The organism is Saccharopolyspora kobensis, assembly GCF_900108315.1.
Classification (GTDB): Bacteria; Actinomycetota; Actinomycetes; order Mycobacteriales; family Pseudonocardiaceae; genus Saccharopolyspora; species Saccharopolyspora kobensis.
Genome location: NZ_FNVB01000006.1, coordinates 460,366 through 473,973, shown reverse-complemented (window position 1 = coordinate 473,973; position 13,608 = coordinate 460,366). Strand labels below are relative to the sequence as shown.

Annotated in this window: 14 protein-coding genes; 10 read left to right on the top strand and 4 right to left on the bottom strand. The window is 71.7% G+C overall.

Features of this window, described 5'->3' with window-relative positions:
- Positions 1 to 80 precede the first annotated feature (80 nt).
- Positions 81 to 890, bottom strand: a complete 810-nt coding sequence (locus C4T78_RS22640; protein WP_093350740.1) for a hypothetical protein — start codon at positions 888 to 890, stop codon at positions 81 to 83.
- Between the two features lie 205 nt (positions 891 to 1,095).
- Between C4T78_RS22640 and C4T78_RS22635 the strand changes: the two genes are divergently transcribed.
- Positions 1,096 to 2,259, top strand: a complete 1,164-nt coding sequence (locus C4T78_RS22635) for an AI-2E family transporter (protein WP_093350743.1) — start codon at positions 1,096 to 1,098, stop codon at positions 2,257 to 2,259.
- 9 nt (positions 2,260 to 2,268) lie between these two features.
- Here C4T78_RS22635 and C4T78_RS22630 read toward each other — a convergent pair whose 3' ends face one another.
- Positions 2,269 to 3,465 (bottom strand): GGDEF domain-containing protein, encoded by a 1,197-nt coding sequence (locus tag C4T78_RS22630; RefSeq protein ID WP_093350746.1) that lies wholly within the window; start codon positions 3,463 to 3,465, stop codon positions 2,269 to 2,271.
- Positions 3,466 to 3,768: 303 nt separating this feature from the next.
- Here C4T78_RS22630 and macS point away from each other — a divergent pair, with 303 nt between their 5' ends.
- The 6 genes from macS to C4T78_RS22600 all read left to right on the top strand — a co-directional run bounded on the left by macS (position 3,769) and on the right by C4T78_RS22600 (position 8,865).
- Positions 3,769 to 4,947, top strand: a complete 1,179-nt coding sequence (gene macS / locus C4T78_RS22625) for a MacS family sensor histidine kinase (RefSeq protein ID WP_235863440.1) — start codon at positions 3,769 to 3,771, stop codon at positions 4,945 to 4,947.
- Positions 4,944 to 5,603, top strand: a complete 660-nt coding sequence (locus C4T78_RS22620) for a response regulator (RefSeq protein WP_093350751.1) — start codon at positions 4,944 to 4,946, stop codon at positions 5,601 to 5,603. The genes macS and C4T78_RS22620 overlap by 4 nt, the downstream gene beginning before the upstream one ends.
- Before the next feature lie 293 nt (positions 5,604 to 5,896).
- On the top strand, positions 5,897 to 6,103 hold the full coding sequence (locus C4T78_RS22615; protein ID WP_093150811.1) for a hypothetical protein: 207 nt from the start codon (positions 5,897 to 5,899) through the stop codon (positions 6,101 to 6,103).
- 86 nt (positions 6,104 to 6,189) lie between these two features.
- Positions 6,190 to 6,381 carry a hypothetical protein gene (locus C4T78_RS22610; protein WP_093150808.1) on the top strand — a complete coding sequence of 64 codons (192 nt, stop codon included), beginning with the start codon at positions 6,190 to 6,192 and terminating at the stop codon, positions 6,379 to 6,381.
- A gap of 108 nt (positions 6,382 to 6,489) precedes the next feature.
- A complete protein-coding gene (locus C4T78_RS22605) occupies positions 6,490 to 7,854 on the top strand; it encodes a hypothetical protein (RefSeq protein ID WP_093350753.1) in 1,365 nt (454 codons plus the stop codon).
- 243 nt (positions 7,855 to 8,097) lie between these two features.
- Positions 8,098 to 8,865 (top strand): AfsR/SARP family transcriptional regulator, encoded by a 768-nt coding sequence (locus tag C4T78_RS22600; protein WP_093350756.1) that lies wholly within the window; start codon positions 8,098 to 8,100, stop codon positions 8,863 to 8,865.
- A 284-nt stretch (positions 8,866 to 9,149) separates the two neighbouring features.
- On the opposite strand, the gene ptsP is transcribed toward C4T78_RS22600, so the two are convergent.
- Positions 9,150 to 10,790 (bottom strand): phosphoenolpyruvate--protein phosphotransferase, encoded by a 1,641-nt coding sequence (ptsP, locus tag C4T78_RS22595; protein WP_093350758.1) that lies wholly within the window; start codon positions 10,788 to 10,790, stop codon positions 9,150 to 9,152.
- Positions 10,791 to 11,071: 281 nt separating this feature from the next.
- Between ptsP and C4T78_RS22590 the strand changes: the two genes are divergently transcribed.
- Positions 11,072 to 11,332, top strand: a complete 261-nt coding sequence (locus tag C4T78_RS22590; protein WP_093350761.1) for a hypothetical protein — start codon at positions 11,072 to 11,074, stop codon at positions 11,330 to 11,332.
- Positions 11,333 to 11,606: 274 nt separating this feature from the next.
- On the opposite strand, the gene C4T78_RS22585 is transcribed toward C4T78_RS22590, so the two are convergent.
- Positions 11,607 to 11,936, bottom strand: a complete 330-nt coding sequence (locus C4T78_RS22585) for a glutaredoxin domain-containing protein (RefSeq protein ID WP_093350763.1) — start codon at positions 11,934 to 11,936, stop codon at positions 11,607 to 11,609.
- A gap of 196 nt (positions 11,937 to 12,132) precedes the next feature.
- Between C4T78_RS22585 and C4T78_RS22580 the strand changes: the two genes are divergently transcribed.
- Both C4T78_RS22580 and C4T78_RS22575 read left to right on the top strand, forming a co-directional pair.
- Complete coding sequence (locus C4T78_RS22580; RefSeq protein ID WP_309599290.1) at positions 12,133 to 12,828, top strand: TetR/AcrR family transcriptional regulator; 696 nt, start codon at positions 12,133 to 12,135, stop codon at positions 12,826 to 12,828.
- Positions 12,829 to 12,938: 110 nt separating this feature from the next.
- Entirely contained in the window at positions 12,939 to 13,562 is a 624-nt protein-coding gene (locus tag C4T78_RS22575; protein WP_093350768.1) for a GOLPH3/VPS74 family protein, read from the top strand.
- The last annotated feature ends 46 nt before the right edge of the window (positions 13,563 to 13,608 follow it).

Here is a 13,608-nt window from a genome sequence, read left to right as displayed (position 1 = left end):
CGGGCATTGCGGGAATCGGCTTCGAGTTCGCGCGGCCGGATCGCGGCGGGGTGCTCGCCGCGCCGACCGGCGCAGCGCGATCAGTCGGGAGTGGTCCCGGGCTGCGGCTCCGGGACGCCGACCGGCGTTCCCGCGAGGTCGCAGGCGGGCGCCCCGGCGAAGGCCGGGACGCGGACCGGCGCGGCCGGGTACCAGCCGAGCGCGGTGGTGTTGTGGTGCGGCCCGTCGGTCGGGCTCCCGAAGCCGGGTGCGCCGGGCGGCGCGGGCAGCACGAAGGGGGCGGAGCGGGTCGGGGCGCTCGGCTGCGCCGGCGGTTCCGGCGCGGGCGGCTCCAGCCGCAGCGGCTGGCTCGGGCGCGGTGCTCGGACGGGTTCGGTGACGTCCTGCGCCGGGCTCTCGACCGCTGGTGGTGGCACGACGAGCGGTGGCGGACCGGTCTCCGCCGGTGGTTGCGGCGGCGCCTCGGGCCCGTCGGCCGCGACGGGCGCCGGAGCGCTGGTCTGGGTTTCGGTCACCTCTAGCGCCTCGCCGGCGACCTGCCCGACTTCGGCGGCGGGCTGCCGCAGCACCTCGGTGACCGGCTGCGCGGCGTCGGTGACCGGCTGCGCGGCGTCGAGCAGCTTCCCGGCCGGCCCGGAGCTGACCAGCCGGAGCGGGTCGAGCCGGGTGAGCGAGAAGTCCGTCGGGCCGGGCTGGTCGCCCTCCTGCGCCTCGGCGGCGGGGCGTTCGGCCGCGTCCTCGGCCGCGGGCAGGTCCGCCGCGTCGGCGGGACCGTGGCCGAGCAACCAAGCCGCGGAGGTTCCGGCGACCGTCGCGCCCGCCACCACCAGGGCACGACCGAACAGCCGCCACGGTCGGGCGGCTCCCGTCGTGCGGTCGCGGCGGGACATCTCGGGGCCAGAACCTCCTCGGCTCAGCGGTGACTCCCCACAGGACTGGATCTCCTGCTTGCCGTGGCGCACTCTTTCAAAGCAACCGCCGCGGACGTAAGCGCTGGGCGACAGGTTCGCTACATCGGGTTACTGGCGTCCGGGCGACGTCGCTGGCTGTCGTCATATGCCGCCTCGTGGCCCCGCACGGCGCTACGGTGACGGGGTGAACGACTTCAAGATCGCCGAACGGGACGATGCGGTCAGTGCGCTCCCGCGCGCGCTGCGCGTTTCGGCCGCCTTGAGCTGGCGGACACTGGTCATCCTCGGCGCCGTGTACGTGCTCGGGCTGGTCCTCGGGCAGATCTACGTCGTCGTGATCCCGGTGGCCATCGCGATGCTGCTGTCCGCGCTGCTGGCCCCGTTGGTCGCCGGGCTGGCGCGGCGCGGGGTGCCGCGCGCGCTGGCGACCGCGCTCGTGCTGATCGGCGGGCTGGCCGTGGTCGGCGGCGTGCTCACCTTCGTCATCAGCGCGTTCATCGACGGCTTCCCGGACCTGCAGCGGCAGGTCATCGCCTCGCTCACCGCGCTCAAGACGCAGCTGGCCGAGAGCCCGCTGCAGATCAACGACGCCCAGATCGACAACTACCTGCAGCAGGCGCAGGACTGGCTGCAGGCCAACCAGGCGATGCTGACCAGCGGCGCGCTGTCCACCGCGGGCACCTTCGGCAACTTCCTGACCGGCCTGGTGCTGGCGCTGTTCACGCTGATCTACTTCCTGCACGACGGCCGCGGGGTGTGGCTGTTCGTGATCAAGCTGGCCCCGAAGCACGTCCGGGCCAAGGTGGACCGGGCGGGCTGCCGCGGTTTCGAATCGCTGGTCGGCTACGTGCGGGCGACCGCGATGGTGGCGGTGGTCGACGCGCTGGGCATCGGGCTGGGCCTGGTGATCCTCGGGGTGCCGCTGGCGATCCCGCTGGCCGCGCTGGTGTTCCTGGGCGGTTTCGTGCCGATCGTCGGTGCGGTCGCCTCGGGTTCGGTCGCGGTGCTGGTCGCGCTGGTGACCAAGGGCTGGGTGACGGCGCTGATCGTGGTCGGCGTGGTGCTCCTGGTGCAGCAGCTGGAGGGCAACGTCCTGCAGCCGCTGCTGCTGGGCCGCGCGGTGCAGCTGCACGCGCTGGCCGTGGTCCTGGCGATCAGCATCGGCGCGGTGGTCTCCGGCATCGTCGGCGCGCTGCTGGCGGTGCCGCTGGTGGCGGTCCTGAACGCCTCGATCCGTTCCCTGGTCGACGAGGACGAGCCGGAGCCCGAAGTGCCCCTGGAACCGGCTCCGGACGAACCCGCCGATCCTCCGGAGGACAAGGAACCCGAGCCCACCGCCGATCGCTGACCGGCGCGGTCAGGCGAGGGTGACCGCGTTGCGGCCCGCCGACTTCGCCGCGAGGAGGGCCGCGTCGGCCGCGATCAGCAGGTCCGGGAGCTGGTAGCCGAAGCGGGTCGTGGTGGCCACGCCGATGCTCACCGTCAGGTCGTCGATCTCGCGCGGCTCGCCCTCGATGTCGCGAGCGGGCACCGACAGGGCCGCCGTCGAGCGCCGGATCCGGTCGGCCACCGAGCAGGCCAGGTCGGCGCCGGTGGCGGGCAGCAGCACCACGAACTCCTCGCCGCCGAACCGGCCGACCACGTCCTCCCGCCGCACGCTGCTGCGCAGCATCATCGCGACCGCGGCCAGCACGGTGTCCCCGGCCAGGTGGCCGATCTCGTCGTTGACCCGCTTGAAGTGGTCCAGGTCCAGCAGCAGCAGCGAGACCGCCTGCTCGCGGCTCCGCGCCCGGGCCAGCTCGGTGCGCGCCAGGCGCTCCCAGTGGGCCACGTTGGCCAGGCCGGTCTTGGCGTCGTGCTGCGCCGAGCGCCGCCACTGCGGCAGCTGCCCGGCGAGGTCCAGCAGCACCAGCGGTGGCCCCGCGAGCAGCGCGCTGGCCGGCTCGTGGGTGATCGCCACCGCCAGCAGCCCGCCGAGGCTCGCCGCGACGATGCCGAGCAGCACGTCGATCGGTTCGCCGAGCACGTGCTGGCGTGGCGCCTCCGGGTTGCGCAGCCGGAGCCCGATGGCGACCAGGAAGGCGCGCACCAGCAGCAGGATCGCGCCGGCCAGCACGAACTGCACCGCACCCCACGCCGGTTCCGACCAGCCGATGGCGCACCGCGCGGACAGCGTCGCGATCGTGGTCGCCGCCGTGGTGAACAGCCAGCGGTGCAGCTCCGGGCGGCCGTCGAGCACCCCGTGCAGGGTCGGCCCGAGCAGCAGGAGCACCAGCAGGTTCGGCGGCAGGACGAGGGTGCCGGTGGCCAGGTAGGCGATGTGCAGCGTCCACGGGTTGCGCCTGATCTGGCGTTTCACGTTGATCGACACCGAGGTGACCACGATGACCGTGCCCGCGGTGGCGGCCAGCATGACGAAGGTCAGCAGCTCCCGGGGCGCCGGATCGCGGCTGGTCGCGACCACCAGTCCGAGCAGCGCCAGCGCCACCGCTTGGACGAGCAGCACGTAGGCGATCGCCGCCGGCCGGAGTCGCCACAGCAGCCAGCCGCCCATTCGATCACCTCCCGTGCGCAGCCTTGCACAGCGAGTGGCCTCCTGGTTGCCCGCCACCCGGAGTCTTGTCGTCTTCGTCTTCGAAGCCGCTCGGTCCATCCCGCAGCTCGCACCGCCGCGGCCAGAACGGACCGCGCAGCCGGGCGAAGCCCGAGATTCCGCCACCCGCGCCGCCGCGCGGACCGACCACGAGCGCGGGTTCTTCGGCACGATGCTGGTGATCACAAACACCTGGGGTGGTCGGTCCGGCGGTCTCCGTGAACCTCTCGGTACGGCAGGATGGTCCGCTGGGAAGGAGCGAACTTGAGCAGTCCGCTGTCGAACGAACCGCGGGTGACCGATGGCCGCTCGCCGCTCTGGCGTGGGCACAACGTCTTCCGCGTCGTGACGTTCTTCTACGCGTGCGCATGGGTCATCTTCCAGTTCGACTCCTACGCGCGTCCGTGGCTGGCCGTCGTGGTCCTCGTGCTGATGGGCCTGTGGACCGCGTTCACCGTCTGGCGCTACTCGAAGCGCTGCGGCCGCACCGATCTGCTCGTCGCGCTGGACCAGGTCGTGGTGACGGTGCTGTTCATGAGCAGCGAGTTCATCCTCACCGAGGAGCAGATGACGGAGAGCTGGCCGACGGTGGTGACGGCCTGGCACCCGACGATGATCACCGCGGCCGCCGCGCAGTGGGGCATGTCCGGCGGCATCGCCTCCGGGATCTTCGCGGCGGGCTGCAACTTCCTGCTCCGGTGGAAGACGTCCCCGGACATGGTGCTGGACACGGTGCTGCTGATCGGCGTCGGAGCGGTGATCGGGCTGGCCTCCAACAGCGCCCGCAGCACCACCGCGCGCCTGGCCCGCGCGCTGCGCGCGGAAGCCGCGACCGCCGAGCGCGAGCGGCTGGCCCGCGACATCCACGACAGCGTGCTGCAGGTGCTGGCGCGGGTGCGCCGCCGCGGCACGGAGCTGGGCGGCGAGGCCGCCGAGCTGGCGAAGCTGGCCGGGGAGCAGGAGATCGCGCTGCGCGCGCTGGTCGCCACCACCCCGCAGGAACCCACCGAGAACGGCGCGACGGACCTGGCCGCACGGCTCCAGGTGCTGCGCACCGGCCGCATCCACGTGTCCGTGCCGGGCAATCCGGTGCTCCTGGAAGAACCGCTGAGCTCCGAGCTGTTCGCCGTGGTCCGCGAGTCGCTGGCCAACGTCGAGAAGCACGCCGGCCCGGACGCCCAGGCCTGGGTGCTGCTGGAGGAGCTGCCGGACGAGGTCGTGCTCAGCGTCCGCGACGACGGGCCGGGCATCCCCGAGGGCCGGCTGGACGAGGCCGCGGCCGAGGGACGGCTCGGCGTGGCCAAGTCGATCCGGGGCCGGGTGGACGGTCTTGGTGGCACGATCACCCTGGACACCGAGCCCGGCGAAGGGACCGAGTGGGAGATCCGGGTTCCCCTGCCCGTTGCGAAACCGGCCAAGCGCCGCAGAGGAGGAGAGCGATGAGCGAGCCGCCCGTGTCCGTGATGGTCGTCGACGACCACCCGATGTGGCGCGACGGGGTCGCCCGCGACCTGGCCGAACGCGGTTTCGAGGTGCTGGCCACCGCCAGCGACGCCGCGTCCGCGCTGCGCATCGCGCGGACCGTCAAGCCCGACGTGGTGCTGATGGACCTCAACCTCGGCGACACCTCCGGGGTGACCGCGACCCTGCAGATCACCCAGGAGATCCCCGGCACCCGCGTGCTGGTGCTGTCGGCCAGCGGCGAGCACAGCGACGTGCTGGAGGCGGTGAAGGCGGGGGCGTCCGGGTACCTGGTCAAGTCGGCGTCGGCGGCGGAGCTGGTGGACGCGGTGCAGCGCACGGCGGCAGGCGACGCCGTGTTCACCGCCGGGCTGGCCGGTCTGGTGCTCGGCGAGTACCGGCGGATGGCGATCACCCCGGACTCCGACGCGCAGGCCCCGCAGCTGACCGACCGGGAGACCGAGGTGCTGCGGCTGGTCGCCAAGGGGATGACCGCCCGGCAGATCGCCAAGAAGCTGGTCATCTCGCACCGCACCGTGGAGAACCACGTGCAGTCCACGCTGCGCAAGCTCCAGCTGCACAACCGGGTGGAGCTGGCGCGCTACGCCATCGAGCACGGCCTGGACCAGGAGGCCTAGCACTCCGAGCAGGCCATCAGCCCCGCCACCCGCTCCAGGTGCGCGGGGCTTTTCGTTGGGTGAGGGCGGATCCGTGCAGGATTTTCCGGATTCACCCGATCCATCTAGGAAAGCTCTTGTCAGGACGGGTTTCCCCTGGTCGTGCGCGGACACGCAGCGTCATCGCCGGGTCGGCGGCGGGGGTGGCAGCGCAGCGTGACGCGCTGGTGACGGCCTGGTGACGGGTCTCTGGCGTACTCGTCCCCAGCGGCTGAGCCGCAGTCGAAATTCCGTCGAACGAACTAGGAGCAACCATGTTCGAGACCCACGAGTTCGCAGAACTGCTTCCCGAGCGCAAGGCCCTCGGTGGCTGCTGGTGGGACAACTTCGGAGGGGACATCGACCAGGACATCGACGTCGACCAGGACGTCGACGTTGACGTCGACAACGACTCCTTCGCCGGTGACGTCGACGTGACGGCGTTCAACAACGCCAACGTCGACCAGAGCGCCAAGCACTGACCCGGTACCAGCTGATGAGTTCCCGGCCGCTCACCGCTGCTGCGCGCGGTGAGCGGCCCGGGTCCACAGCCACGGAGGAGACAGAGATGCACGGATTCGAGCTGTCGAGCCAGTCGGTGGAGCTGCTGCCCTCGCGGGAAGCGCTCAGCGGCAACTTCGGCGTCGGCAACATCGCCATCGTCAACCAGTTCAACATCATCGTCGCGGTCAACATCGGTGGTGACATCGGGCAGGACATCGATGCCAGCAACGTGGCCAACATCGAATTCAACGACTGATGAGCCGCCAGGCCGGGAACGGAGTGGACCCGTTCCCGGCCAGGTGCGCGAACGCGATCAGGGCCTGCCCGCGGGCGGGCTCAGGGCTGTGCTGCCCCGGAGGATGTCATGTCAGAAGCTACCGAGGTCGAAGCCGTGGACTCGACCGATGAGAACGCGGTCCCCCGGCTCGTCGAGGGCGTGGCGCTGCTGGGCGAGTACGAGGGCGGCGGGTACGAGGAGCCGCGCTACCTGGTCTCGCGGGCCGACGGGCAGATGGTGCTCGTGTCCCCGCTGCTGCACGAGGTGGCGAGCCGGCTCGACGGGGACCGGAACCTCCGCGAGGTCGCCGAGCAGCTGAACCGGGACCTGGGCACGGAGATCACGCCCGCGGACGTGGCGTTCCTCGTCGACCAGAAGCTGCACCCGATGGGCATCGCCACCACTACCGAGCCGCTGCCGGACCCGCCGCGCTCCGACCCGCTGCTGTCGCTGGTGTTCAACACCCAGCTGCTGCCGCCGGGCTTCGTCCGCGTCGCGGCGGCGATCTTCGCGCCGTTCTACCGGCCGCCGGTGATCGCGCTGATGCTGGCCATGTTCGTCGGCGTCGACGTGTGGCTGGTGATGTCCGGCGGCATCGACGCCGCGTTCCACCGCTCCGTCGGCGATCCGATCCTGATGCTGACGCTGATGGCGCTGTGGGTCTTCGCCACGCTGTTCCACGAGTTCGGCCACGCCGCGGGCTGCCACTACGGCGGTGCGAGACCGGGCGGGATCGGGGTCGGCATCCTGATCCTCTATCCGGCCTTCTACACCAACGTCACCGACGCCTACCGGCTCGACCGGCGCGGGCGGCTGCGCACCGACCTGGGCGGGATCTACTTCAACGCGATCTTCATCGTGGCGATGTTCGGGCTCTACCAGGTGACCGGGATCCCGGCGCTGGTGGTGTTCATGGTGCTCAACCACCTGCAGATACTCCAGCAGCTGGTGCCGCTGCTGCGACTGGACGGCTACCTGATCCTGGGCGACCTGGTGGGCGTGCCGAACCTGTTCGCGTTCGTCGGCCCGGTGTGGCGCCGGATGCGCGGCAAGCCCGACGACGGCACGACGGTGCACCAGGCGCTGCGCCCGCGGGTGCAGCTGCTGGTCACGACCTGGGTGCTGATCGTGGTGCCGCTGCTGATCGCGGGGTTGACGCTGCTGCTGATCCGGCTGCCGTACTACCTGGCGACCGGGACGGACCGAGCCCTGCACTACGGCGAGATCGCGCTGGGCGCGGGCGGCCAGGGCAACGTGGGGATCCTGCTGCTGGCGATCCTGTCGATGCTGATCCTGCTGGTGCCCTGGGTCGGCGGCACCGCGTTCGCGATCCGGACGGGACGGCGGCTCACCCGGGTCGTGCGCAAGGTGCGGGCCCGCCGCCGGGCGACCCGCCCGCACGCCCGGCACCGCAAGCACTCCGGACGGTGGCGCCCGCCGACGGCGGCGTGAGTCCGGTTCCAAGGGGGGAGGACGAGCTCCGGTACCGCGCGGCGGGACCGGGGTTCGTCTTTTCGCGCTGCCCACGACCAGGTGATCTACCAGCGAAAACCGGGCCTTTGGTCACGTTGAGTAGTTCCGTAACAGCCGACCGGAACCACCCGATGGGAGCTGGTGTGGGCTCCCCGGTGCCGGTGCGCGAAGCCGGTGATCGGGAGGGGAAGAGCCCGTTTCAGTCCGGTCGAGGGGGGAACGATGAGCGGTGGCACGGTGCAGCAGGCGGAACGCCGACGGATGCGCACGCCAGCGCAGCCCGATCAGCCGTTCCGGCTGACGCTGCTGGGCGGCTGGGAGCTGCAGGCGGGCGGCGAGGCGGTGGCGATGTCCAGCAGCGGACAGCGCCTGCTCGCACTGCTCGCGCTGCGCGGGCGCACCCAGCGCGACTACGCCGCCGGCGTCCTGTGGCCGGAGAGCGACGACCAGAACGCGCTGGCCAACCTGCGGACCACGCTGTGGCGGGTGCGCCAGCGGGCGAGGGGCGCGCTGATCAGCACGCAGCACGAGATCGAGCTGGCACCGCTGGTTTCGCTGGACATCGACGGACTGGTCGCCGCGGGGCGCTACCTGCTGGCGGACGGTTCGGGCGACTCACCGGCCGACTGCGCGGAGATCGGTCGCGACCTGGCGGGCCACGAGCCGCTGCTGCCGGGCTGGTACGACGACTGGGTGCTCACCGAGCGGGAGCGCCTGCAGCAGCTCCAGGTGCACGCGCTGGAGGTCGCGGCCGAGCGGCTGGTGCAGTCCCGGCACCTGGCCAGCGCCCTGGAGATCGCGCAGGCGGCGACCCAGGTGGAGCCGTTCCGCGAGACGGCGCACTGCGCGGTGGTGAAGGTCCTGCTGCAGCAGGCCAACCCGGCGCAGGCGGTCCGCCACTACCGCCGCTACGAGAGGCTCCTGGACCGGGAGCTGGGCATCCGGCCCTCGGCCCACCTCCGCGACCTGGTCCGCCCAGTCCTCGCCTAACACCCTCCGCACCCTGTGCACCCTGTGCAAACCTGCGCGACCTGTGCACCTTGTGCGAGTTTTACGCCCTGTACGCCCTGTACGCCCTGTACGCCCTGTACGCCCTGTACGACCTGTACGACCTCCGTGGAAATCGAACATCCGATCTCCACGGAAATCGCACAGACCCCTCCACAACCGTCGGCGTGTCGACCCGCGACACGCCGACGGTCCGCAACTTCAATTGAAATCACACGTGCAATTTCAATTGAAATCTGACGTGCAATTTCAATTGAATTTGTTGGTCAGTGAGTGAGGACGGACTTGACGGCCTCTCGGGCCTTGGCCGGGTCGGCCGCGGCGAGGGCCGCTTCCGCCGCCTTCTGGAAGGTCGCCATCGGGTGCTTGGCCAGCGCCGCGCCGACCGCCGGGACCGCCGCGGCCGCCATCGACAGGCTGGTCGCGCCGAGGCCCGCCAGCACTCCCGCCAGCAGCGGGTCGGACGCCGCCTCACCGCACACGCCGACCGGCTTGCCCAGCTCGCGCCCGGCCCGGCCGATCATCTCGATCAGGCGCAGCAGCGCGGGCTGCCACGGGTCGTTGAGCTCGGCGAGCGCGCCGGCCATCCGGTCCGCGGCGAAGACGTACTGGGCCAGGTCGTTGGTGCCGATGCTGACGAAGTCGACGGCCGCCAGGATCTCCCGGGCGCTCAGCGCGGCCGCCGGGATCTCGATCATCACGCCGGCCCGGGGCAGCCCGGCGGCGCGGACCCGCTCGGCGAACCAGGCGGCCTCCGCGGCGGTGGCGACCATCGGCGCCATCACCGAGACCTCCGCGCCGGAGTCGGCGGCCGCACCGGCGATGGCGGTCAGCTGCCGGTCCAGCACCTCCGGCCGGTCGAAGGCCACCCGCAGGCCGCGCACGCCGAGCGCCGGGTTCGGCTCGTCGCCCATGTCCAGGAACGCCAGCGGCTTGTCCGCGCCGGCGTCGAGGGTGCGCACGACGACCGGCTTGCCCGCGAACGGCGCTAGCACCTCGTGGTACGCCGCGCGCTGGGTCTCGACACCCGGTTCGTCGTCGGCCCCCAGGTAGCAGAACTCGGTGCGAAACAAGCCGACGCCCTGCGCGCCGGCCGCTGCCGCCGCGCTCGCGTCCGCGTTGGACCCGACGTTGGCGACGACCTTGACCGGCTCGCCATCGGCGGTTTCACCGACGCCGTTCCACTCCACGGCCTCGGCCCGCTCGGCGGCCCGCACCGGGACGTCCTGATCGCTGAGCTCGACCGCGCCGCTGTCGCCGTCGACGACGGCACCGATCGCGTCCGGGGAGCCGAGCACGCCGCGGACCGCGACCACGGCCGGGATGCCCAGCGCGCGCGCCAGGATCGCGGTGTGGCTGGTCGGGCCGCCCTCCTCGGTGACCAGCGCGAGCACCAGCGCCGGGTCGAGGTCGGCGGTGTCGGCGGGGGCGAGGTCGCGCGCCAGCAGCACGCTCGGGCGCTCCAGCTCGGGCACTCCGGGCGGGGTCACGCCGTGCAGTTCGGCGATGATCCGGTCCCGCACGTCCTGCACGTCGCGGGCTCGTTCGGCCATGTAGCCGCCCGCTGCGCGCAGCGCATCGGCGAACCCGTTCGCGGCTTCGAAGACCGCGCGCGCGGCGGGCAGCGAGCGGGTGGTGACCTGTTGTTCGGCCTGCGAGATCAGCGCCGGGTCCATCGCCATCGCGGCGGTGGTCTCCAGGACCGCTTTCGCATCGCCCTCGACGCGCGCGGCGCGCTGGAACAGCTGCTCGGCCACCGCGTCGGCGGCGGGCCGGATGCGCGCGGCCTCGGCGGACGGATCGGTCGGCGCGGGAGTGGCGGGCGGTTCGGGCAGTGGATCGGCGACCCGGGCGACCGGCCCCGAGGCGCGGCCGGAGCTGACTCCGACACCAGTCAAACGCGACATGGTCTAGACCATACCTTTCCGAAGCCTTCTGCATAAGCCGCATCGACGCGCTGTGGCGCGGAAGGGAACCTCAGACCAACACAGCGCGTCAGAACGTCCTCTGCGGCGATCGTAGGCACCGCTACACCGTTCGGCGCGGTGCGGTCGCGAGCGCCCCCACGCGCGGTGACCTCAGTGGTTCTTACGTCACCCGAACGTCGCAGCACGCTGATTACCGATGAGTAACAGCTGAGTAGAGGTACGGATCCCGCAAATACCCCCTGAACACCAGGCTGTGGGGCATGGCAATGAGCACTCAGATCCTCGACCCGACCCCGACGACCGACTGGTTCGCCGAGCCGCTGGCCGCGATCCGCAGCCTCTTCGCCGCACAGCTCCCGGACGGCGCGGAGACCCCCGACTCCGCCACGACGCTCCCGCCGCCGACGAGCGGGTGGCGCGATTGGGCACCCCCGACGGCGGGGGAGACCGTCGACACCAGCCAGGCCACCCCGGAACACTCCCCGGTCGCCGGGACCGGGGCGGCCCGGGCGGTGGACTGACCGACAGATGCCGACCCGACAACGCCGATCAGAACCCGAGCGGCCCGTTCACCTCGATCGAGGAGAGCGGGCCGTTCGTCGTTCCGGCGGCCACTGTGGAGCTTCCGGGGGTCCACCGTTCGAGCTAACTTGCGGCCAGATGCGGATCTTTTCCGCATTGTCCGGCGTCAGACTGAACAGGTTGCTGCTCGCCGGTATCGCGCCACCGACGATCGCAACCGCCCAAGGGCCGACCGCAACGCCCCCCGTGCGGTCGGCCCTCGGTGTGTTCCGGTCACGATTCCTTGCGCAGCCCGACCGCCTTCAGCGCACCGTCGATCAACCCGGGCTTCGACTCCGGCACCAGGTCCGGGGCGTGCTCGGCGACCGCCTCCAGCACGCTGCTCGCCGACGGGTTGACCGCCTGCCACTCGCCGACGACCACGGTCGGGACGGTCTCGTTGCCGTCGGCGATGCCGCGCACGATCGCCGCCGCCTCCGCGTCCTCCCAGATGTTCACCTCGGTGAACTCCAGCCCCTGCCGCCGCAGGCCGGCGCGCAACGAGGTGCAGAAGGGGCAGCCGGGACGGGTGTAGACGACGACTTCCTGCACTCCGGCGGTCATGGTGCCTCCAAGTTCGCTGGTCATCCGGTGCGGGCCCGATCAGTCTGCCCACGGACTGCAACGCGGCGGACGCCGGGATCATTCGCGGCCGCGCGGCATCCGGTGCGAATGCGAAGAAGGCACCCGGCCCGGCGGCCGGATGGGCCACAATCGCTAGGGCCCCACCGGCGTCCACAGGAGGTGCCACTTGACCGGGGTGACTCGGCGCGAGCGACTCCGCGCCGCCACCGAACAGGACATCCGCCAGCACGCGCGGGCACTGCTGGTCGACCGCGGCAGCGACGCGGTCACCCTGCGGGCCATCGCGCGCGAGCTGGGCATCACCGCCCCGGCGCTGTACCGCTACTACGAATCCCGCGAAGACCTGCTCCGGCAGCTGTGCGACGACATCTGCACCGACCTGGCGGCGGAACTGCACCGGGTCTCCGACGAGGTCGGCGCGGCGTTCCTGGACAAGATCTTCGCGGTGTGCCGGGAGTTCCGCCGCTGGGCGCTGGCGCACCCGGAGGAGTTCGCGCTGGTCTTCGCCAGCCCGCGGGCCGACGCCGACCAGCGCCGGCCGGACCGCTTCGCCGACGTCTTCCTCGGCATCGTCGGCCCGTTCCTGGCCGAGGGCGCGATCCTGGTGGAGCCCGCCGCACTGCCGGTCGAGCTGCCCGACCTGAGCTCCCACCAGGAATCGCTGGCGGCGGCGTTCTCCACCGCGGGCATCGAGCTCCCGCCGGAAGCGCTGCGCCCGGACGTGATGCACTTCCTGCTGCGCTGGTGGGTCCGCCTCTACGGCCACGTGGCGCTGGAGGTCTTCGGGCGCTTCCCGTTCGACCTCAAGCACGCCGACCGCCTCTTCGAAGCGATGCTCCACGAGCTGACCCGGGAAACCGGCTTCGCCTGAGCCTCGGCGCCAGACGCCGGTGCTGGAGGAGGCGCAAACCACGACGCCGAACTTCGTGAGTGCGGGCGATCCCGCCCGGTGCGCTCTCCTGCTGCGGTAGAGATGGCGGCATGGATCTTTCGCTGTCCGAGCAGTTCGTGCTACTGACGCACAAGCCCACCGGCGGTCGGGTCAGGGCGGCCGACCACGCGGGAGCGGCTGAGCTGGCGGACTTCCTCCTCTGGCAGCGCATCGACTTCGTCGGCGGGAAGATCCGGGTGCTCGATCCCGCACCGACCGGATCGCCCTCGTTCGACGGTGGGCTCGCGCTGCTCCACCAGCACGCGACCACGAAGCGCAAGCCGCTGTCCGTGCTGAAGTACCTGCAGGCCCGGAACCCGTTGTCGGGCGGCTGGAATTCCGCGTTCGCCGCGCACCGGGCCGTCCTCGAGCAACGGGACCACCTGCGGCGCGGGGAGAAGCGCCTGCTCGGACTCGTCCCGCACGACTGCTGGTACCCGAACCCGGCGGTCTGGAACGCGGTGCTGCACGGGGTGCGCTCCTTCGCCCGCCAGGAAGTGGCGCCCGATGCCCGCCTGATCTCCCTCGCGGCGCTGGTGCACAGCACCGGCTTGCACCAGTCCCTGCCGCTCACCGCACCCGAACGCGCTCAGCTGAAGCGGATCAGCCGGAGCACTCCGCTCGGGGAGGCCGTCCGGCGCGCCGTCAACGCGCAGTCAGCGGCGGTGATGTGAACCTGCCGACCAGGTCGTACCCGGCCCCGCGATCGGCCCGGGCCGG

Bases quoted from the DNA above. Each gene is read 5' to 3' on its own strand.
- C4T78_RS22605 (WP_093350753.1), top strand. From the start codon at position 6,490: ATGTCAGAAGCTACCGAGGTCGAAGCCGTGGACTCGACCGATGAGAAC.
- C4T78_RS22600 (WP_093350756.1), top strand. From the start codon at position 8,098: ATGAGCGGTGGCACGGTGCAGCAGGCGGAACGCCGACGGATGCGCACG.
- C4T78_RS22590 (WP_093350761.1), top strand. From the start codon at position 11,072: ATGGCAATGAGCACTCAGATCCTCGACCCGACCCCGACGACCGACTGG.
- C4T78_RS22615 (WP_093150811.1), top strand. From the start codon at position 5,897: ATGTTCGAGACCCACGAGTTCGCAGAACTGCTTCCCGAGCGCAAGGCC.
- C4T78_RS22620 (WP_093350751.1), top strand. From the start codon at position 4,944: ATGAGCGAGCCGCCCGTGTCCGTGATGGTCGTCGACGACCACCCGATG.
- C4T78_RS22575 (WP_093350768.1), top strand. From the start codon at position 12,939: ATGGATCTTTCGCTGTCCGAGCAGTTCGTGCTACTGACGCACAAGCCC.
- C4T78_RS22585 (WP_093350763.1), bottom strand. From the start codon at position 11,936: ATGACCGCCGGAGTGCAGGAAGTCGTCGTCTACACCCGTCCCGGCTGC.
- C4T78_RS22630 (WP_093350746.1), bottom strand. From the start codon at position 3,465: ATGGGCGGCTGGCTGCTGTGGCGACTCCGGCCGGCGGCGATCGCCTAC.
- C4T78_RS22640 (WP_093350740.1), bottom strand. From the start codon at position 890: ATGTCCCGCCGCGACCGCACGACGGGAGCCGCCCGACCGTGGCGGCTG.
- C4T78_RS22610 (WP_093150808.1), top strand. From the start codon at position 6,190: ATGCACGGATTCGAGCTGTCGAGCCAGTCGGTGGAGCTGCTGCCCTCG.
- ptsP (WP_093350758.1), bottom strand. From the start codon at position 10,790: ATGTCGCGTTTGACTGGTGTCGGAGTCAGCTCCGGCCGCGCCTCGGGG.